The 18,944-nt window shown below is 63.6% G+C and carries 17 protein-coding genes; 7 read left to right on the top strand and 10 right to left on the bottom strand.

The window, feature by feature from the left end; genetic code table 11:
• Nucleotides 1–39: 39 nt before the first annotated feature.
• Nucleotides 40–1,863: a DUF7453 family protein gene (locus ACQY7R_RS27440; protein WP_428308726.1), complete on the top strand. Its 1,824-nt coding sequence runs from the start codon at nucleotides 40–42 to the stop codon at nucleotides 1,861–1,863.
• A 106-nt stretch (nucleotides 1,864–1,969) separates the two neighbouring features.
• Here ACQY7R_RS27440 and ACQY7R_RS27435 read toward each other — a convergent pair whose 3' ends face one another.
• The 6 genes from ACQY7R_RS27435 to ACQY7R_RS27410 all read right to left on the bottom strand — a co-directional run bounded on the left by ACQY7R_RS27435 (nucleotide 1,970) and on the right by ACQY7R_RS27410 (nucleotide 7,390).
• Nucleotides 1,970–2,821 (bottom strand): sugar phosphate isomerase/epimerase family protein, encoded by an 852-nt coding sequence (locus ACQY7R_RS27435; RefSeq protein ID WP_428308725.1) that lies wholly within the window; start codon nucleotides 2,819–2,821, stop codon nucleotides 1,970–1,972.
• Between the two features lie 208 nt (nucleotides 2,822–3,029).
• On the bottom strand, nucleotides 3,030–3,974 hold the full coding sequence (locus ACQY7R_RS27430; protein WP_428308724.1) for a PQQ-binding-like beta-propeller repeat protein: 945 nt from the start codon (nucleotides 3,972–3,974) through the stop codon (nucleotides 3,030–3,032).
• Between the two features lies 1 nt (nucleotide 3,975).
• Nucleotides 3,976–4,299: a type II toxin-antitoxin system RelE/ParE family toxin gene (locus ACQY7R_RS27425; RefSeq protein ID WP_428308723.1), complete on the bottom strand. Its 324-nt coding sequence runs from the start codon at nucleotides 4,297–4,299 to the stop codon at nucleotides 3,976–3,978.
• 33 nt (nucleotides 4,300–4,332) lie between these two features.
• Entirely contained in the window at nucleotides 4,333–4,605 is a 273-nt protein-coding gene (locus tag ACQY7R_RS27420; protein ID WP_428308722.1) for a hypothetical protein, read from the bottom strand.
• A gap of 64 nt (nucleotides 4,606–4,669) precedes the next feature.
• Entirely contained in the window at nucleotides 4,670–5,962 is a 1,293-nt protein-coding gene (serS, locus tag ACQY7R_RS27415) for a serine--tRNA ligase (RefSeq protein ID WP_428308721.1), read from the bottom strand.
• A 54-nt stretch (nucleotides 5,963–6,016) separates the two neighbouring features.
• A complete protein-coding gene (locus ACQY7R_RS27410; RefSeq protein ID WP_428308720.1) occupies nucleotides 6,017–7,390 on the bottom strand; it encodes a dipeptidase in 1,374 nt (457 codons plus the stop codon).
• 164 nt (nucleotides 7,391–7,554) lie between these two features.
• On the opposite strand from ACQY7R_RS27410, the gene ACQY7R_RS27405 reads away from it, so the two are divergent.
• Nucleotides 7,555–7,905 carry an ATP-dependent Clp protease adaptor ClpS gene (locus ACQY7R_RS27405; protein WP_232536311.1) on the top strand — a complete coding sequence of 117 codons (351 nt, stop codon included), beginning with the start codon at nucleotides 7,555–7,557 and terminating at the stop codon, nucleotides 7,903–7,905.
• Nucleotides 7,906–7,907: 2 nt separating this feature from the next.
• Nucleotides 7,908–9,233 carry a tRNA (N(6)-L-threonylcarbamoyladenosine(37)-C(2))-methylthiotransferase MtaB gene (mtaB, locus tag ACQY7R_RS27400; protein ID WP_428308719.1) on the top strand — a complete coding sequence of 442 codons (1,326 nt, stop codon included), beginning with the start codon at nucleotides 7,908–7,910 and terminating at the stop codon, nucleotides 9,231–9,233.
• On the opposite strand, the gene ACQY7R_RS27395 is transcribed toward mtaB, so the two are convergent.
• Nucleotides 9,223–10,581: a phosphoglucosamine mutase gene (locus tag ACQY7R_RS27395; protein WP_428308718.1), complete on the bottom strand. Its 1,359-nt coding sequence runs from the start codon at nucleotides 10,579–10,581 to the stop codon at nucleotides 9,223–9,225. The two genes, mtaB and ACQY7R_RS27395, sit on opposite strands and share 11 nt — an antisense overlap.
• A gap of 158 nt (nucleotides 10,582–10,739) precedes the next feature.
• Here ACQY7R_RS27395 and ACQY7R_RS27390 point away from each other — a divergent pair, with 158 nt between their 5' ends.
• Together ACQY7R_RS27390 and ACQY7R_RS27385 are read left to right on the top strand one after the other, a co-directional pair.
• Nucleotides 10,740–11,906 (top strand): FAD:protein FMN transferase, encoded by a 1,167-nt coding sequence (locus ACQY7R_RS27390; protein WP_428308717.1) that lies wholly within the window; start codon nucleotides 10,740–10,742, stop codon nucleotides 11,904–11,906.
• Nucleotides 11,907–12,179: 273 nt separating this feature from the next.
• Nucleotides 12,180–12,914, top strand: a complete 735-nt coding sequence (locus ACQY7R_RS27385) for a DedA family protein (RefSeq protein ID WP_428308716.1) — start codon at nucleotides 12,180–12,182, stop codon at nucleotides 12,912–12,914.
• A 36-nt stretch (nucleotides 12,915–12,950) separates the two neighbouring features.
• Here ACQY7R_RS27385 and ACQY7R_RS27380 read toward each other — a convergent pair whose 3' ends face one another.
• Nucleotides 12,951–14,651 carry a DUF1598 domain-containing protein gene (locus ACQY7R_RS27380; protein ID WP_428308715.1) on the bottom strand — a complete coding sequence of 567 codons (1,701 nt, stop codon included), beginning with the start codon at nucleotides 14,649–14,651 and terminating at the stop codon, nucleotides 12,951–12,953.
• A gap of 185 nt (nucleotides 14,652–14,836) precedes the next feature.
• On the opposite strand from ACQY7R_RS27380, the gene ACQY7R_RS27375 reads away from it, so the two are divergent.
• Together ACQY7R_RS27375 and ACQY7R_RS27370 are read left to right on the top strand one after the other, a co-directional pair.
• Nucleotides 14,837–15,271, top strand: coding sequence for a rhodanese-like domain-containing protein (locus ACQY7R_RS27375; RefSeq protein ID WP_428308714.1), 435 nt, complete (start codon nucleotides 14,837–14,839; stop codon nucleotides 15,269–15,271).
• 247 nt (nucleotides 15,272–15,518) lie between these two features.
• Nucleotides 15,519–15,824 (top strand): hypothetical protein, encoded by a 306-nt coding sequence (locus ACQY7R_RS27370; protein ID WP_428308713.1) that lies wholly within the window; start codon nucleotides 15,519–15,521, stop codon nucleotides 15,822–15,824.
• Between the two features lie 603 nt (nucleotides 15,825–16,427).
• Here the strand turns inward: ACQY7R_RS27370 and ACQY7R_RS27365 are convergent.
• Together ACQY7R_RS27365 and ACQY7R_RS27360 are read right to left on the bottom strand one after the other, a co-directional pair.
• The gene (locus tag ACQY7R_RS27365) at nucleotides 16,428–17,399 is read right to left on the bottom strand and encodes a YgfZ/GcvT domain-containing protein (RefSeq protein ID WP_428308712.1); all 972 of its coding nucleotides are present in this window, start codon (nucleotides 17,397–17,399) and stop codon (nucleotides 16,428–16,430) included.
• Nucleotides 17,400–17,511: 112 nt separating this feature from the next.
• Complete coding sequence (locus ACQY7R_RS27360) at nucleotides 17,512–18,738, bottom strand: lactate racemase domain-containing protein (RefSeq protein ID WP_428308711.1); 1,227 nt, start codon at nucleotides 18,736–18,738, stop codon at nucleotides 17,512–17,514.
• Nucleotides 18,739–18,944: the final 206 nt, after the last annotated feature.

The raw sequence follows: 18,944 nt of genomic DNA, 5'->3' as shown, positions 1-18,944 counted from the left end.
CTCGCGTACCTGTGGTCTCTGCAGCCATGAGTCTCCTCAATGAATTTCCGCGTTGTTCTCGCTCTTCTGGTCCCCGTTCTGTTTAACTTGCCAGCCGCGGCGGCGGATCGCATTGTTGCTCAAACGGGCGCTTCGGCTCCCGGCACCACTGGCCAGTTTTCTACCTTCTACATTACCGTCGACGGGCCAGCGGCCCCGGTGCTAAACAATGCTGGTCGGGTCGCGTTCGCCGCCACATTGACGAACAACGTCGGCGGCGTGACCGCACCGAACGACACCGGCGTCTGGTCGGACGGCGGCGGAGCACTCACGCTCATCGCGCGCGAGGGGTCGGCAGCGCCCGGCGGCCCCGCCGGCGCGCTCTTCCGCCGCGCCGCCAACCCGGTGATTAACTCCTCCGGAGCCGTCGCCTTCGCCGGGCTCCTCCGCGAGAACGTGGCAGGCGTCACCCTCGAAAGCAACAGCGCCATTTGGTCGAACGCCGGCGGGCCGCTCCAGATGATTGCTCGCGAGGGAACGCAAGCCGTCGACACGCCGGCAGGCGTCGATTTCGCGACGCTCGTCGACCTCACCTTGAACAACGCCGGTCAAACCACGTTTCGCGGCACGGTTCGCGGCGCCGGCGTTGACGCGACCAACGAACCTGGAATCTGGGCGCAAAACGAGGGCCTGCTGCACCTCATCGCGCGGGGCGGCCAGCAAGCCGTAGGAGCACCAGCGGGGACGAGCTTTAAGTCGTTCTTCAATAGCCACCCATCGATGAATCAGAACGGAGCGATCGCGTTTCGCGCATCGCTGCAAGGGACAGGGGTCAACACTGGCAATGACGTTGGCATTTGGGCGCGGCGGAACAACGCCCTTTCACTAGTGGTGCGAGAAGACAGTCAGGCCGCGGGCCTGGAGGCGGGGAGACTGTACAGACTCTTAAATACAGAGCCGGTCTTGAACTCATCTGGCGCCCTGGCGTTTGTCGCACAAACTTGGAAGGGACACACGAGCGAATACCCTGTCATTTACGTCGAAAATGGCGGGGTCGCCACGCCAGTAGTTCGAGGCGGCGATCCTGCGCCGGGTCCACCGTGGAGTACCAGCTTCAGCGACTTTTCGTCACTGCTGCTCAATAACCGGGGCGATATTGCTTTCCAAAGCAGGCTCAGCAGCGGCATGGAAAGCATTTGGGTACGCAAGCAGGGAAGCTTGCAGAGCTTGGCTCTCCAAGGAACGCCGGCTCCCGGCGTAGACGGTGCGTCGTTCCTCAGTTTCAGCGAGTTGGCCTTCAACAACGCCGGCCAGGTCGCATTTATGGCCACGCTGAGTGGATCAAGCATTTTCGAATGGAATAATGCTGGGATCTGGGCTTCAACTCCAAGCGGTGAACTCCGCTTGATCGCGCAGAAGAACTTCTATGTGGGCGACCCAATTTTTGGCTCGATCGACGGTCTCTTCTTCGAGGGCGGATCGGGCAATGGCGATGGCCAGCGCAGCGGATTCAATGATCGCGGCGAGCTCGCGTATCTCGCCACTTATTCTGGCGGCGGTAACCGGCTCATCGTCTCCGACAAGGTCGCTCTCTCGCCCATCGATTTCGACGGCAACGGCGCAATCGACGGCGGCGACTTCCTTGCATGGCAGCGTGGCTACGGCAAAGCCACCGGCGCCTTGCCGGCGGATGGCGACGCCAATGGCGACGGCGACGTCGACGCCGCTGATCTCGCGGCGTGGCGAAATGCGTTCGGCAGTGCAAACGCTGCGAACGCAATGAACGCCGTGCCGGAGCCTGCCACCGGCGTGCTCGTTGCCATCGGAGCAGTAAGCCTATTAGTCAGCGCACCACAGCGTAGGAACGGGGTTCTCCCGAACTGATAAAAGCCACCGGCTCCGCCGGTGGACGAAGTGTTCACTCGCCGTGATTTCGCTGCGTCCACCGGCAAAGCCGGTGGCTCTCATGCACGCTCAGTCCTGAACCGGACTAGCTGCGACGCTTCGCCGTCTCGCTCTTCATGAACGCCAGCGCATCGCTCGCGAGTTGGTCTTCGCTCTCGTACATCCGCCGCCAAATCTTCGTGGCGGCAGCGACTTCCGGCATGGCCAAGCCAAACGCTTCGACGACCATCCAGCCGTCATAGCCGGTCTTCGCCAGTGCGTCAAAGTTTTCCGCCCAGCGGACGTTCCCTTTGCCGGGCGTGCTGCGGTCGTTTTCCGAGATGTGCACATGGCCAAGGTGTGGCGCCGCCGTGGCGATCGCGGCGGGGATGTTCTTCTCTTCGATGTTCGAGTGGAACGTGTCGTACATCAGCTTGCAGCGCGGGTGGGCCACGTCTTGCACGAAGCGGGCGGCGTCCTGCATGCAGTTCATCATGTAGCATTCGAAGCGATTGACCGCCTCGACCGTGAGCGTGACGCCCGTCTTGGCGGCGTGCTCGGCGACCTCGCGCATCGTCTCGACGCCCCACTTCCACTCGTCCTTCGTCGGGCCGGCGCCGCTGAAGCTGCCGAGCGCCGAGTGGAACGGGCCGCACATCGTGACGGCGCCGAGCGCCTCGCAGCAATCAACCGCGAGCTTGTTGCCAGCCACGCCCTTCGCGCGAATCGCTGCGTCGGGGCTTACCGGGTTGTCGGCGTCGGTCCGCACGGTGACCGCGGTGCGCTCGAGGCCGGCATCGTCGAGCCGCTTGCCCCACTTGCCGTAAAACTCCTCGTTGAGTTCGAACATAGGGACTTCGACGCCGTCGTAGCCCATCTTCTTCAGCCGATCGAGCACCGGCAGGATCGAATCGTCGAGGTGGGCGGTCCACAGCAGCAGGTTCATGCCGAACTTCATCGGGCGTCTCCACGCGGCAAAAGAGAGGAAGAGTCAGACCAAGCGAACGTGGCCGAAGCCGCCTGCTCGCGACACTTAACTTAGACGCGCGAGCGCAGAATTTCCACCGGCAGAACCGGCGGGCGAACCCTTGGAATCGGCCACGCGAGTGCGAGAATGCCCTAGCGAAAGCAGCGGTCGCTAAAGATTCCTGACGCGAGCGGCTTGACTAGCGCCGCACTCCGTCGACGTCGAACAGCAGCGAGTTCGACATCGCGTTGCCAAACTGCTCGAAGCCATCGAACTGCCAGACGACTTTTTTCGTCTTGGGATCGATCTCGACGAGCGTCGGCTGTCCCGGGCCGGCGTGGCAGTTGCCGATGACGTAGTGCCCGTTCGGCAGCACCTCGAGCGTCGTCACCCAGGCGAGCGTGATGCCGGGCAGTTCGTTCTGTTCCAGCTTCCAGACGACTTCTTTCGCGGGCGTCACTTCGATGACGCTGTGACCGTTGCCGGTCGAGATGAGCGTGTTGCCGTTGGCCAACCGCACGGCGGCGAAGCACTTGTTGCCGAACGCCTCCGGGCCGTGACCGTCCGCCGCCGGCTTGTCGAACATAGGGACTTCGTATTCCCAAACGATCTTGCCGTCGCCGTCGTACTCGCGCACCGTGCCGTCGCCTTCATGGCAAACGAGGTAGTGGCCGTCGTCAAGTTTCCGCACCAACCGCGTGTCGGTGTGGGGGTGAGGATGCTCGACCTTCAGCGGAATGGTCTTCTCGATCTTGCCCTCGCGATCAATCTCGATGATTCGCGCGGGGCCCGATTCGGCGATCATCAGCTTGCCATCGGGCAGCGGCTGAAACGAGTGGACCTCGACCGGCTTGCCGTCGTTGCCACCTTGCTTGGCTGAATCGTACGACCAGACGACATGGCCGTTCGCGGGATCAATCTCGACGACCTCCGCCCCGCCCCGCTGCACCATGAAGTGGCCGTTCGGCAGTCGGTGGATGTCGTGAATGCCGCCCCACGGCTTCTCGCGTTCGATCGAGCCGTCGGCGGCAACGATGGCGAGGCGGTCGTTGCCCTGCGTGGCGAGGCGATGCTTGGCATAGGCTACGTTTACGCAACCAGCGAGTGCCGTCAGTACGAGGAACGCTGCCTTTGCTGATGTCACGCTACTTGTCTCCCGGTGATTTGAAGACCGATCGTTGCCGCCGAGCGCCATGCACGAGCCTAATTAACTGAATGCGATCGGGAAGCGGTCGAAAGTAGATGAGATAATTGCGATATCGCTGAACGCCAATCACTCGCAATCCCTGCGCGCCAGGGTCATTGAATTTAACTAGTGATCCTGAAACTGGATGAGCGGCTAAATGGCGAACAGTCTCTTCAATGGATTCCAGAAACCGCAGCGATGCCTTGAAATGATGGCCAGCAATGTAATCGACTGCGCCGTTGACGTCGTCATCGAACTCGGGGAATGGCTCGACAATTAGCATGGCCGAACGCCGTTCTCAAGCGAGGTCGCGATGTTATGGCTTGGCGCGGCGCTCTTCGATAAGCCTCTGTCGAATCTTGTCGAAGTAGTCGGCCTCCATGGGCGTCGGCGTGCCGCTATTTAGGCCCGCAATCACCAACTCTTCGTAGTACGGATCGCTAAGCGTCTCCGCAGGAACGCCGTCGGGCAGTTCAAAACTATCAGTCACAATGAGACTGACGACGTACTGTCCCACGTCGGCAAAGCCAGCCGCGGCAGCGTTCGTGATCGCTTGCTGTTCAACTGACGCTGGAATCTCAATCTTCATTGCGGGAAACCTCCAGCTTCAGCCTAACGCATATTGCCGGGGCGTCAAATCGGCGGCCCACGGCCTATTCTTCGTCCTCAGCCCCGCCAATGCGATCCTTCCCGACCCACTTCCGCAGCACTTCGGGAATCAGAATGGAGCCATCCGCCTGCTGGCAGTTCTCCATGATCGCAATCAGCGCTCGGCTGATCGCCACCGCGGTGCCGTTGAGCGTGTGGACGAAGTTCGTCCCCTTTTCGCCCTTGGTCTTGTAGCGGATGTTGAGCCGCCGCGATTGGTAGTCGGTGCAGTTCGACGTGCTGGTCACTTCGCCATACTCGCCGCCGTCGCCGCGGCCGGGCATCCAGGCTTCGAGGTCGAACTTGCGATAGGCGGGGCCGCCGAGGTCGCCCGAGGCGATGTCGAGGACGCGGTAGGGAATGCCGAGGCCGTCGAAGATCTCGCACTCCAATTCGCAGAAGTAATTGTGCATGTCCTCGCTCTGCTCGGGGAGCGTGAACGCGAACATCTCGACCTTCGTGAACTGGTGGACGCGGTAGAGCCCACGCGACGCGCGACCGGCGGCGCCCGCTTCGGTGCGAAAGCAGTGGCTGATGCCGCAGAGCTTGATCGGCAGATCGTCGGCGTCGATCGTGATACCGGCGTACAACCCGCCGAGCGTGATCTCCGACGTGGCGACCAGGTTCAGGTCGAAGTTCTCGACCGTGTAGATCTGCGTCTCTGGCCCGCGCGGTATGTAACCGACGCCAGCCAAAATCTCGCCGCGAGCGAGGTCGGGGGTGATCGTCGGCGTGAAGCCTTCTTTCACCAACAGTTCGACCACATATTGCTGCAGCGCCATTTCGAGCAGCGCCGCTTCGTTCCGCAAGAAGTAAAAGCCGTGGCCGGCGATGCGGGCGGCGCCTTCGAAGTCGATCAGGTCGTGCTGCTCGGCGAGTTGGACGTGGTCCTGCACCGGGAACCGCATCGGCGTCACTTGCGTGGCGCCCTTGCGCAGTTCGCGGCTCGCATCCTCGCCGCCACGGGGCGACTCAGCGTGGGTCATGTTCGGCAAGCTGCGATAAATCGCCCCCGCTTCGGCGTCGATCCGGTCGAAGTCGGCTTGCTTCGCTTCCTTCGATTCCCGCAGTTGGCGGCCCTCTTCTTTACGGGCTTCGCGCTCCGCGTCGTCCTTGGCCTGGCCAATCGACTTGCTGACGACGTTGGCCTGCCGCGACAGCTCTTCGATTTCCTGCTGCAGCGTGCGGCATTCGGTTTCGAGCTTTACGAACCGCGCCACGTCGGCCTTCATGCCGCGGGCGTCGCAGTTCTGCTGAACAGATTCGGCATTCTCGAGAATAAAGCGCTTATCAAGCATGGGGGGCGATGCTTTCTGTGCGTGTCGATTTGCGAGGAAACGGAAAACCGCAGCTTATTTCTTAATCGCCGCCAACTCCCGCCACAACGCCGCGCTTGCTCGCGTGCCGCGGTGGAAGTCGTCGAGCGAGAATTTTTCGTTTGGGCTATGGGGATTGTCGTCGTTCTGTCCCCAGCCCAGCAGCAGCACTTCGGCGTTGAGCAGCGACGCGAATGTATTGACGATGGGGATGGAACCACCTTCGCGGATGAAGACGGGCCGGCGACCGAAGCCCTTCTCCACGGCGACGGCCGCCGCCTGCAAGTAGGGGCTATCGAGCGGGAACACCACGCCGGGGGCGCCATGGTGCTCGACCAGCTTCATCTTGATGCCCGGCGGCAGCAATTCTTCGAGGCGCTTCTTCAAGCCCGCGGCTACCTTGTGGGGATCTTGGTTCGGCACGAGCCGGCAGCTCAGCTTGGCGGTCGCCTTGGCCGGCAGCACCGTCTTGGCGCCGGCGCCTTGGTAGCCGCTGGTGAGGCCATTGATGTCGAGCGTCGGGCGGGCCCAACGGCGTTCGATCGTGCTGAAACCCTTCTCGCCGGCGAGGTGCTCGACGCCGAGCTGCGACTTGAACGCCGCTTCGTCGAACGGCAGCGCGGCGAACTCCTGGCGTTCCCGTTCGGTAAGATCGGCCACGTCGTCGTAGAATCCGGGGATCGTCACCCGCCCGTCGGCGTCGACCAGGGCGCCCAGCATCTTCGCAAGCGCGTTGGCCGGGTTGGCGACGCCGCCGCCGAAGACGCCCGAGTGGAGGTCTTGCTTCGGGCCAATCAGCTTCAACTCGAAGTAGGCAATGCCGCGCAGGCCGTAGGTGATCGCCGGGACGCCAGGGGCGAACTGGCTCGTATCGCTAACGACGACGCAATCGCAAGCGAGCCGTTCGACGTTCTCTTTAAGGAACTCCCCCAGATGCTCGCTGCCGACTTCCTCTTCGCCTTCGATGAGCAGCTTCACCTGCAGCGGCAGTTTGCCGGCAGTGGCAAGCCACGCCTCGATGCTCTTTACGTGGGTGAGCATTTGCCCCTTGTCGTCGGTCGCCCCGCGGGCGAAGACCTTGCCATCGCGGACGTCGGGCTCGAACGGCGGCGTCTGCCATTCGTCGAGCGGATCGGGCGGCTGGACGTCGTAGTGGCCGTAAACCAGGGCGACCGGGGCCCCGGGCACGGGGGGCGATTCGGCGTAAACGATCGGGTGGCCGTTCGTTTCGATGAGGTGGACCGTGAGCCCCAGCTTCACCAAGTGGTCGCGTAGCCAATCGGCCGCCCGGCGGACGTCCCCCTTGAAGGCCGGATCGGCGCTAACGCTCGGAATCCGCAGCAGGGCCATCAGGTCGCCCTCGAACTTCGGGCGGTGGGCGTCAATATGCTCAAGCGTCTGGTCTAGCACGGCAATTCAGGCGAGGGGTGGCAGCGATTGTCCGGGCCGTTTGGCCGCCGGGAACGCAACCAATATAATGGCCCCACTCCCCCGGCACTACGCCCATCCGCGGCCCGGCGACGCCTATCAGCGGCGGCGCCGAGCCCGAATCGCTCCAACGAAACGACGCGACCATGTCGATGTTCTCCGATCCTGACGACGAAACCGTCGTGGTCGTGGCGCCCAAGAAGCAAACCACCCCCGACCGCGAACACCGCCGCCAGCCCCGCTACAACGTCCTCCTCTGGGACAGCGACGGCCACACGTTCGACTACGTCGAGAAGATGCTCCGCGAGCTGTTCGGCCACGAGAAACAGCAGTGCGAGGAGATCGCCAAGTCGGTCGACGCCGACGGCAAGGCGGTGGTGCTAACCACCACGATGGAACATGCCGAACTGAAGCGGGATCAGATTCACGCCTACGGCAAAGACAATATGGAAGGCAGCAAGGGTTCGATGTGGAGCACCATCGAGCCAGTGGAATAACGATGAAGCTGAAGACCGTCACCCTAGGCTGCAAAGTCAACCAATACGAAACCGAGTTCGTCCGCGAGGGGCTGCTCGGCATCGGCTACGAAGATGCGCTCGACGAGCAGTCGGCCGACCTGTGTATCGTCAATACGTGCACGGTCACCAACGAAGGCGATTCGAAGAGCCGCCAGGTGATCCGTCGGCTGGCGCGCGACAATCCAGACTCGAAGATTGTCGTCATGGGGTGCTATGCGACCCGCGCTCCCGAAGAGGTCGCGTCGCTTCCCAACGTGTCGGAGGTCGTCACCGACAAGCGCGAGTTGCCCGATCTGCTCGGCCGCTTCGGCGTGATCGACGTTCCCACCGGCATCAGCGGGTTCGCTCGCCGACATCGCGCCTATGTGAAGGTGCAAGATGGCTGCATGCTTCGCTGCAGCTTTTGCATCATTCCCTATGTGCGGCCGAACCTTGCCAGCCGCCCCGCCGCACACATCGCCGACGAAGTCCGCCGGCTCGTCGATGCCGGCCATCGCGAGGTGGTGCTCACCGGCATCCACCTCGGCCACTATGGCGTCGACTGGAATCGCACGCTGCCGAAGGAAGAGTGGACGCGACTCTCGCACTTGGTGCGCTCGCTGGCAGAAGTCCCCGGCGACTTCCGCGTTCGCATGTCGAGCATCGAAGCGACTGAAGTCACGCGCGAGCTGATCGACGTGATGGCCGAGTATCCCGACAAGGTCACGCCCCACCTGCACATCTCGATGCAATCGGGCAGCGACGGCGTCCTCCGCCGCATGCGCCGCCGCTGGGGCGCCAAGCGGTTCGTCGACCGCTGCGGCCTGCTCAAGGAACGGCTCGATCGTCCAGCGATCACCACCGACATCATCGTCGGCTTCCCCGGCGAAACCGACGCCGAGTTCGCCGAAACAGTCGACGTCTGCCACCAGGTCGGCTTCTCGAAGATCCACATGTTCCCGTTCAGCCCCCGCCGCGGCACGCCAGCGGCCGAGATGGGCGAGCAGATCTCCAAGCAAACCAAACACGACCGCGGCGTCGAACTCGCCCGCGTCGAGGCCGAACTCCGCGACAAGTATTTCGCATCGCTGGAGGGTATGCCCCTCCGAGTTTTAGTGGAATCCCCGCTCACTGAAGAGAATCACCATCAGCAGCGAGCCGAGGGGTTCATCCCCTCGGTCTTACAGCACATCGGCACTTCCTGTCGCTACGCTCCCGTCGCCATCCCCGCCGACCGCGCCCCCATCGGCGAGTTCGTCGACGTCCTCGCCGGCCCAATCAACGGCACGCACATCACCGCCGAACTCCGCACAGCAATTACGGCGTAATCGCTCGCGCCGCGCGCTCACACAGCTCGCGTGCTTCCTCAATCGTCGGCGCCTCGGCAATCGCGCGGACGATCGGCTCGGTATTGCTCGGCCGCACGAGCAGCCAGGCCCCGTTCGGCCAATCAAGTCGCAATCCATCGAGGCGGTCGGCCGTCGCGTTGGGGAAAACCGTCGCCAGTTTTTCGAGGGCAGCCGGAATCGCAGCGTTCGGCACGGCGATCGTCGACTTGTGAATCGCGTAGGCCGGCAGTTCATCAGCGAGCGTACTCACCGGCAGATCGCGGGCCGCCATCGCGTCGAGCACGAGCGCCATGCCGACGAAGCTGTCGCGGACCAGCCCGACGCGGGGATCGATGATGCCGCCGTTCCCCTCGGCGCCGAGCAGGGCGCCGACTTCCAGCATCTTGTCGACGACGTTCGCTTCGCCCACTTTGGAGCGGAAAAACGGCACGCCATACTTTGCCGCCAGGTCTTCGCTCATGCGGCTCGTCGAGCAGTTCGTCACGATCGGCCCACGCAAGCCGCTCCGCAGCACATGGTCGACGCAGAGTGCCGGCGTTTTTTCTTCGCCGATGTAGCGGCCACGTTCGTCGATAATCGCCAGTCGGTCGGCGTCGGGGTCTTGGCAGAAGCCGATTGCTGCTCGCCGTTCGACGACGTCTTTCAGCACGCCGGCGAGGTTCGCCTCGGTCGGTTCCGGCGTGTGAGCGAAGGCCCCGTCGGGCGTCGGGCCGAGGATGATCGTTTCGCAGCCGAGATGTTCGAGCAGCACCTTGCCGAGGACGCTTCCCGAGCCGTGGTTGGCGTCGAGCAGCACGCGGAAGCGTTTGCTGCGAATGCGTGCGACGTCGCAGATTTGTTCGATGAGTTGGAGGTGGGCGGAAGTGGTGTTGGGGAGGGGGGAGACGGTGGCGGTAGTCGCTCCGGCTGGTCGTTGACCAGCGGCTACTGCGCGATAGCGGTCTAGGACGCGCTGGCCGGCGGCGGCGGGGATGACGCGGCCGGCGCTGCTGAAGAGTTTGATGCCGTTGTACTCGGGCGGGTTGTGGCTCGCGGAGATCTGCACGCCGCCGGCCGCACGCAGGTCGCGCACGAGCACGCCAACCGTTGGCGTCGCGGCCGCGCCGGCGTCGATCACTTCGCGGCCATCACCGAGCGAGGCGAGCGTTTCGCCAATCACCCGCGCGAACCGCGCCCCCGACGCCCGCCCGTCGCGGCCGATCACCACCGCCCCAGCCGGCAACTCCGCAGCGAACGCAGCCGCATAGCGCCGAGCCACGTCATCGGTCAGAGTCTCGTCGACAATCCCCCGCAGCCCTGAAACGCTAATAATCAACTCAGCCGACATACACGCTCCCGTAGTTCAGGCTTTCAGCCTGATGTTTTCCTAGCCCCGGGCTCCGCCCGGGGGTCGCGCACCACGTCGTGGAACGTTACCCTTGCTTCACACCGACCCCCTGGCGGAGCCAGGGGCTAAAAGTACGCGGCCCACGTTATAATAGATCGATGCCCAACGAGAAACCGACCTCCCGACGCGACTTCCTCCGCGGCAACAGCCTCGGCCGCTCGCTCCTCAACGCCGCGCGCGGCTTGGCCGACAAAACCCTCGACTCGCTCGATCAGAAGCAACTGTCGCAAGCAAGCGGCGCCGCGGCGCCCGGCAATCCGACGCAGGTCCGCCACCGTTCGTCCACCGACAACGCTCGCATCCAAACCAGCCGCCAAGCGATGGCGTGCGAGTTCGCGATCGAATACCACGCCGCCGATGGCGCCGACGCCGCAGCCGCGGCTCTCGAAGGGCTCGACCTCGTCGAGCGGCTCGAAGACCAACTTTCGATCTACCGCAACCATACGGAAGTCGCCGAGATCAATCGCATGGCCGCCGATCGCGCGGTCGAGGTCGAACCGCGGCTCTTCGCGCTGCTGGAATTGTGTGAATGGATCCACGCCAGCACGCACGGAGCGTTCGACATCACCACCGGGCCGTTGTCGAAGATCTGGGGGTTCCACAAACGCGAAGGCCGCCTGCCGGAGCAAAATGAAATCGACGCCGCGATGCTCGCTGTCGGCTTCGCCAACTTGCAGTTCGACAATATCAACCGCTCGATTCTGTTCCGTCGGCCGGGCGTCGAGATCAACTTCAACTCGATCGGCAAAGGGTACGCGCTCGATCGCATCGCCGAGCTGATGTCGGAGCGGGGCCTCGACGACTACCTCACTCATGGCGGCCGGAGCAGCGTCCTCGCCCGCGGCCGCGACCGCAGCGGCGATACGGCGGGGTGGACCGTCGCCGTTCCCCATCCGCACGAGCGGGAACAGTCGCTCGGCGAGATCGTGCTGCGGAACGAAGCACTCGGCACCTCAGGCGCCGGCACGCAGTTTTTTGAACTTGAGGGCCGCCGCTTCGGTCACCTCATCGACCCGCGCACCGGCTGGCCGGCGAGCGGCGTCTACACGGCCACCGCGGTCGCCGCTACTGCCGCCGAGGCCGACGCCCTGGCGACCGCGTTCTACATCCTTGGCCCTGCCGGCGCCTCGGAGTATTGCGCCTCGCACCCCGAGGTTGGCGCCGTGCTCGTTTGCCCGCGCGACGACAATCCCGCGAGCTTGGAGTTCGACGTGCACAAGTTCAACCTCCACCACGGCCGCTGGCTCCCGGCCGGGACGGCGTAGCTGCGCCGTACAAGGACATAGACAGGATGACAGGATTTCGCGGATCTACAGGATTAAAGACCGGCGATAGCTATCAGCCACATAGCTATCTCTTGTCTTTCGCAACTGATAACGGACCACTGACGACTGACAGCGAACCACTGACAATCCTGTCGATCCGCGAAATCCTGTAATCCTGTCAAATTCCCAATCGGCATCGCCGCAAGCAAACTCCGCTTCAGAATCGCCCCCACAGCGACCGACGAGAGTATTACCCCGCGCCGTCGCTGCGCCGTGCGGGTATACTACCTCACCGTCTTCAGCCGCCATGCCGTCGAAACTCCGCGAGGCACTGTGCTTGCGACGCTCCTCCATCCCGGCAGTTACCTGGGCATCTTCCTATTGATGGTGCTCACCGGAGCCGGGATGCCTGTTCCGGAAGAAGTCTTCATCGTCGGCGCCGGCGTCTTGAGCGCTCAAGGCGAGTTGCGGCCTGAGTTTGCGTTTGCCGCCACCCTGCTCGGCGCCCTGGTTGGCGACGCCGTGATGTACGGCATCGGTTACCGCTTCGGCAGCTTGCTGCACCGCTATCCGAAGCTGTCGAAACTCGTCGGCGCCGATCGTGAAGCCACCTTCGAACGCGCCGTCGAACGACATGGCTTCAAGGTGCTGCTGATGGCTCGCTTCATGGTCGGCGTTCGCGGACCGGTGTATCTCGCCGCCGGCGCCGTCCGGATGCCGTTTTTTAAATTCTTGCTGTGGGACCTCGTTTGCGCGACGCTGGTCGTCGGACTGTTCTTCGGGCTCGCGTTTTTCTTCGGCGAAGAGATCGTCGACTTCATCACCGACGCCGAGCTAGCGTTCACCGTGATCGCGATTGCCGCGGTGATTGCCTTCTTCGCGTTGCGGCGCTATCGCCGGCGGTTGTTGGAGAAGGTGATTGTCTCCGCCGGCGAGAAGCCGACCGCGGAGGAAGTGGCTAGCGAGTCTGACGAAGCGGCCGAAGCGCCAAAACGCGAAGCGTCCTAGCCCCGGGCTCCGCCCGGGGCTAGAGCGTGCGTCTGCTCAATCCCACCACCATGCGATCTGCTCGGGCTGATCGCCGCCACCGGCGGCGGCTTTTTGGATCGGCTTTTTTACTGTTGCCAGCGCGGCGGCTCGGTCGGCTGTCGCTGCGGACACCTGCAACGTCTTGCCGCCGTCGACCCATACGCCGCCGCTCACCCCGGCGATGATTTGCCGGCCGCCAATGACGCGGTGATTGATCACCGTCTCGACCGCCGTCGGCGCGGGCGAACTCGGCAACCGCAGCCGTTGCTCATCGAGCAATAGCGTCGGCGTCCAGCCAACTTTCTCCGTCAGCCCCTCGCGCTGAATCACTGCTAGCGCGAGTGCTAGCTCAAACACCCGCTCCAGTTCGCCGTACACGGGGTACTTCGTCGACAACGCCGCAAATTCCTGCGTGAACGATTCAGCAAACTTGCGGTTGAGATCGTCCGACTGCCCCGTGTGCACCCGCTGGCCACGGGCGGCGAGCATCTCATTTTCGCTCAGCACGCAAATGGAGCGCTCCGGTAGAGCAAATGCATCATGCGCGTCGCTCGCCTCGACGGTCGACGCCGGCATCGAAAACCACCACCGCAACACGGCCATCGGCGGCGGCGAACCATCGGCGCCGTTCCGCACTGTGGCGAGATAGCTCTTCACGCCTGGCACGCCGTCGGCGAGGCCCATGCCGATGAGCTTCATGTGGTAGTCGGACGCCAGCAGCAGCGTCGCGATCCGCGAACCTTCGTCGATGTTGTAGTACTCAACGTCTTGAATGCCGAGCGTGCTCCGCAGCTCTTCGAGCCACTTCCGCCGCCCGCTTGGTTCCAGCGGCTTCGCGGCCGAAGCATCGAGGAACGCTTGCGTATTAGCCAGCGCCTCCTGCCGCGGCACGATGGAACAACCAAACGCCGCCGACTTCTCCGTCCGCTGCCGCCGCCAGAGGGTGAGCAAATCGTCAAGCCGCACAATCGGCCGCCCCGTCTCGACCGAGACGAGCCCTCCCGTTGGAGCGCCAGCCCAATCGCCCGCAGGCCCCGCGAGGACCAAGTCGCCGGTCTCCGGGTACGCGAGTACAAAACTCACGCGCTGCAGGCCGGCCAGCGAGAGCATCGCGGGTTCGAGCGGTTCGTGCCGCTCCTGCCGTTGGGCGATCGCTGCCTCAAGTTTCGAAAGCGAAACATATCGGAGCGGGCTCGATTGCCGCGCAGCATCAGTCGTCTCCGTGAAGTGACGCTCTGCGACCGCTTTCGCCTCGACGACCGCCTCAATTCCGAGCGTCTTCACTGCGGGCTGGGAGCGCGGAGTTCCATGCGCTCGAACCGCAGCGAGTGCCGCGCGCTCGCCTCCGGCACGGACTAGCAAAGCGCCGTCAGCGTCGGCGTACACGCCATTCGGAAACGGCTGAACCTCGCCCTGCCCCGTTCCATTTTCCTGCCAACTCTCAACGTCGACGGTCGAGGTAATGAGATCGATCAACGAATCGAAGTCGGCCGAGGCGGCTCCGCCATTGGCGCCGTTACCAGAACCAAAGATGTTGCCCCCGCCAACGAAGCCGTTGACGGCCTGCCCCTGATTGCCGCCTTGGTTCGCCCCGGGAAAATTCCCCCCCGGCAGCGGCGCTGCCTGCTGAGCCCAAGCGCCGCGTTCGCTGCAAGTCGCGAGCCACCAGGCCGCCAGCAGCGCACAGATTCCTGCCGATCGCCAGATCGTTCGCATGATATGCCTCGCTCGTGACAAGTTCTTCGGAGTGAAGTATCGAGCCCGTTCCGCAGTCGATTCTCCCCGACGCCGCCCCCCGCGTCCAGCAATCGCGGCATTCGCCGCCCAATTGGCCCCGCCAAGGCGCCGGTTAGAATAAGCTGCCGCCAACCTGTGCCAGCATATCCACCGGAACAACCGACATGCTCCCCCGCCTGACGCTCACTGCTCTGCTACTCGCGCTCGTCGTGCCCGCGGCCCGCGCCATCGAGTTCACCGAAGACTCCCTCAAAGAAGTCAAACAGGCGATCGACGAGAAGAAAGCGAAGCTGGTCGACGTCCGCACGAAGAAGGAGTGGGACAAGGGCCACGTCGCCGGCGCGATTTTTCTACCGGTGACGTCGCTCACCGACGAGCTCGAAGAAAAGGAGCTCGCCAAGGCGCTCCCCAAGAAGGGGAACTACTACATCCACTGCGCCGTCGGCATCCGCGCCACCCGTGCCGCCGAATACCTTGAAGAGCGAGGCTACGAAGTAAAGGTTCTTAAACTAGGCTACCAACAACTCATCGAAGCCGGCTTCAGGAAGGCCGAAGAGAAGAAACCAACCCAACCGCCGAAGCCCGCCCCGAGCAACTGATCACTGACCACGGACAACTGACGCCCCCCAACAAAAAAACGGCCCCCTGCCTACATCGCAGGGGGCCGTTTTCGATTTTCACCTTGTCACAGCACTAAGCTCGAACGCCCAATGATGGCGTTAGTTAGCTCAGTTGCAGCCGCAGCTGGGGGCAGCTTCGCAACCGCACGAGGCTTCGCAGCCGCAGCTGGCTTCGCAACCGCAGACCGGGGCGCAGCAAGCGTGCTTGGCGGCCCAACGAGCCTTAATGCGAGCGAAGATGCAGTGCTTCTTGCAGGGCGAGCAGCAGTCGTCGGCACAGCCGCACGAGGCTTCGCAACCGCAGCTGGCTTCGCAGCCGCACGAGGGAGCAGCGCAACCGCACGACGGTTCGGCGGCGCAACCGCAGCTCGGCTCAGCAGCACAGCCGCAGCTGGCTTCGCAACCGCAGACCGGAGCACAGCAGTGCTTGGCGGCCAGTTTGGCCTTCAGGCGGGAGAAGATGCAGCACTTCTTCGGCGCACAACATGGGTCGCAACACGACGGCTCGCAGCCGCAGGTCGGCTCGGCGTAGCAGCAGCTTGGCTCGGCAGCGCAACCGCAGCCGCCCATGCCCCAGGCATGAGCGTTGGAAGCGAAAGCCAACGCCATAGCGACGCCCAGCGTCGACAACAGGTAACGTTTCATCGGGAGGCTCCTGAATACTGGTGGGGGAGATACAGTCGCGCGTCGGCTCTGTCAGTTGCGTCTCGCTCGCGCCCCGTCTCGGAGGAATGGCGCCGAATGCGATTCAAACGCGTTGCAGGCCGTGTCACGCGACAAAGACTCACGTGAGTTACCAGTGATATCGTCGGTGCTAGCGACAACCCTTCACCTGTTTCGCCAAACTGCTTGAGCGAAAAACCCAACCTAGTCCGGATTTTCTACCCACAACGAACGCGCGCGTCCTGACGCTGCCGCGGATAGAAACGATTGCACAGCCGACTTGGCTCTGCAGGGGTAGAAGAAGGGGAACCACGAAAAGGACGAAAGGAACGAAAAGAAGCGATGGGGACTGCGGTGTAGTAACCGACTTCTGCCTTCTTAGCTGTTAGCTAATTAAGAGAAGTCCTCGCCCCCCAAATCTCCCTCCCCTTTCGTGCACTTTCGTGTGTTTCGTGGTTAAAAATCCCCGCATTCAGAAGTTCACAACGCTCCCCGCGCCATCGCTCCAACGAAGTTCCGTCCGCGCAGCAGCCGCAGCACGTTTGACCATGCAAATCGCTTGCGGCTTTGCGACCCGGGGCAACCAACAGCTGCTCGTCACGCGCCCCGCCGCTTGGTCATTGTGCAACAACTCCGTCCCCACCGGCGGCACGTCGCCTTCCGCAAAGGCAACCGTGACGAGTTGCTTGTTCACATGCCCGAACGCATCGAGCCGCGCGACCGTCTCCTGCCCCAGGTAGCACCCTTTGCGGAAGCTGATCGCCTGAGCGTTGCGGGAAACTTCCTGCGGCAAATTAGTCGCATCGAAATCGACGCCCCACAACGGCCAGGCCGATTCGATGCGTACGGCTTGCCACAGTTCTTCGCCGCCAAGCGTCCCGTCTGCCTTGCTCCACCGCCCTTCCACCGCGTCGATCGCTGCGGGTGAACACCCCAGCAAGAATCCGCCAGTCCACGGCATGTCGCAACGCACGACGGTCACAGCAACGCCCGCCAAGTCGACCGTTCGGTGCGACCACTCCGCGTCGAACCCCGCGACGACGCCCTCGCCAAAAGTGGCGGCAACAATCTCCCCTGCCCGTTCGCCGAACGCCAACAGCCACGAGAGCTCCGGCGACTCGTCGGCGAGCTTCACGTCTTCGCGAATGATGTACCGATCAAGCTGCGGCATGAGCCGCTCCGCCGTCCCCGACACGCCGATGATCTGAATCGCATCGTCGCCCGCCAACAGAAATCCGTGGGAGTGGATCTTCCCCTTCACATCGGTGAAGAACGCCTCGCACCCTTCACCGGGCGTCAGCCGCTTCACGTCGTTCGTGCACATGTTGTGGAGAAACGACGCCCGATCGCCGCCGCTCGCCCGCACGGTCGACCAATCGCGCAGCCGAACCAACCCCGCGCCAGCCGTCGCGGCTGCGTATTCATGCTGTAGCGTTTCGTTCATTCTCGATTCCGCTTTCTAGCCCCGGGCTCCGGCCGGGGGTCGCCCACCATTCCGGTAGGCATCGTCGCGCGTGATGGTACGCCACCCCCGGGCGGAGCCCGGGGCTAGAGCCTCACCACTCGTCCCGCACGATCGGCAGCGGCACCAGCCGCTGCGCCTCTTCAATCAAAATGCAATGATTCCGCCCCGCAGCCAGCCGCGCCAGTTCGCCGTCGCTCTCGATCGGCGTCATCCCCAGCGACTCGACCACCTCGCTCGGCAAGTTGCTCCGCAGATACACCGGCCCCTCTTCGAGCGCCTTCGCGAGCACCATCGCCGGATGAGCCTCGGTCGATTCGTCCCGCGCGAGCTCGCGCTGCACCTCGCCGAAGTCGAACGCATCCTTGAGTCGATTGAGCGGTCCCCGCGGCCGCTCGTTCAACTCGCAGCAAACGGCAATCGCTCCGCCGGGCGTCACCACGGCGCTCGCGGCGCTCACGGCTCGAGCCAGGTTGTCCCACGTTTGCTCGCGTTCGTCGCCGGTGATCGCGGCGATGACGAGGTCGCCAGGTTCGCCGGCGGTCTTTTCCCAAATCTCGTGCGTCAATTCACTTCCCGTCCGCACAACTTCATCGGGATCGCCGGCAATCACCGCGGCAACTCCGCCGTTGGCGCCGGGCACGACGCTCACCGTCATCTGCACGCCGAGCAGCCAGCCCGCTTCGTCGACTTCAGTGCGGTTGCGTTTCTGCACTTTAGGCGATTCGCTCCCCGCTTCAGTCCGCACGCGGGCCGCCGTCTCACGATTGGAGAACTGCGGAAACAGCCCAGCGAACTTGCTCTCATCGCGATGGGTTCCCCCAGGCAACCGCTGCGCCGACACCGGCAACACGAAATCGGCCTCCGCGAGTGTCCGGTTCAGCCGCAGCGGCTCCTTCGCTGAGTTCACGCCGACCATCGCGATCCCCTGCTCGTCGTCGGGATCGTGGAGTTGGATCGTTACCGCCTCGGCCTTCATCGCGGCCAGCTCTTGTTCGAACGCCGCTTGATCCTCCAGCCGTTCCGCGAGCACGATCGTAATCATCTCCGGCGAGACCCCCGCTTCGAGCATCGCTTCGACAACGCCGCGGAGGATCGTGGTCGCTCGCGGAATGCCCGCGGCAAAGGCGATCGCCGTCACATCGCCCGGCGCCGTGGCGGCGGCCAGCGGCGGAAAACCGCGCGGCGCCGCCAGCGCGTTGCAGACCGCCGCCGCCGGATCGGCGACCAGCGGATGCTCGTCGCTCGTCGCCGACAACAGCGTGTAATCTTCCAGCGGCAACTCACATTGCGCCGCCAGCCCAAACCGAAAGGTCACCATCAATTGCCCGGATTGAAATGCGTGCCGACTGCGGTTCCCCCCGCGGGGTTTCTGCCGAATCAGCGTTTTGGTAGGTTGCGAGTGATCGTCCCCCTCCCTCGAAGGGAGGGACCAACTGAGCACGATCGCCAGTGGCGATCGAGCGCAAGGCGGTAGGCGCGTCAGTGCTGGTAAAAACCCTGGCTGGCTTAAACCACGTCACCGCT

This window comes from Lacipirellula sp. (assembly GCF_965279485.1).
GTDB lineage: Bacteria > Planctomycetota > Planctomycetia > Pirellulales > Lacipirellulaceae > Lacipirellula.
The sequence above is the reverse complement of the archived record's forward strand: the minus strand, read 5'-3'. Positions and strand labels throughout refer to the sequence as shown.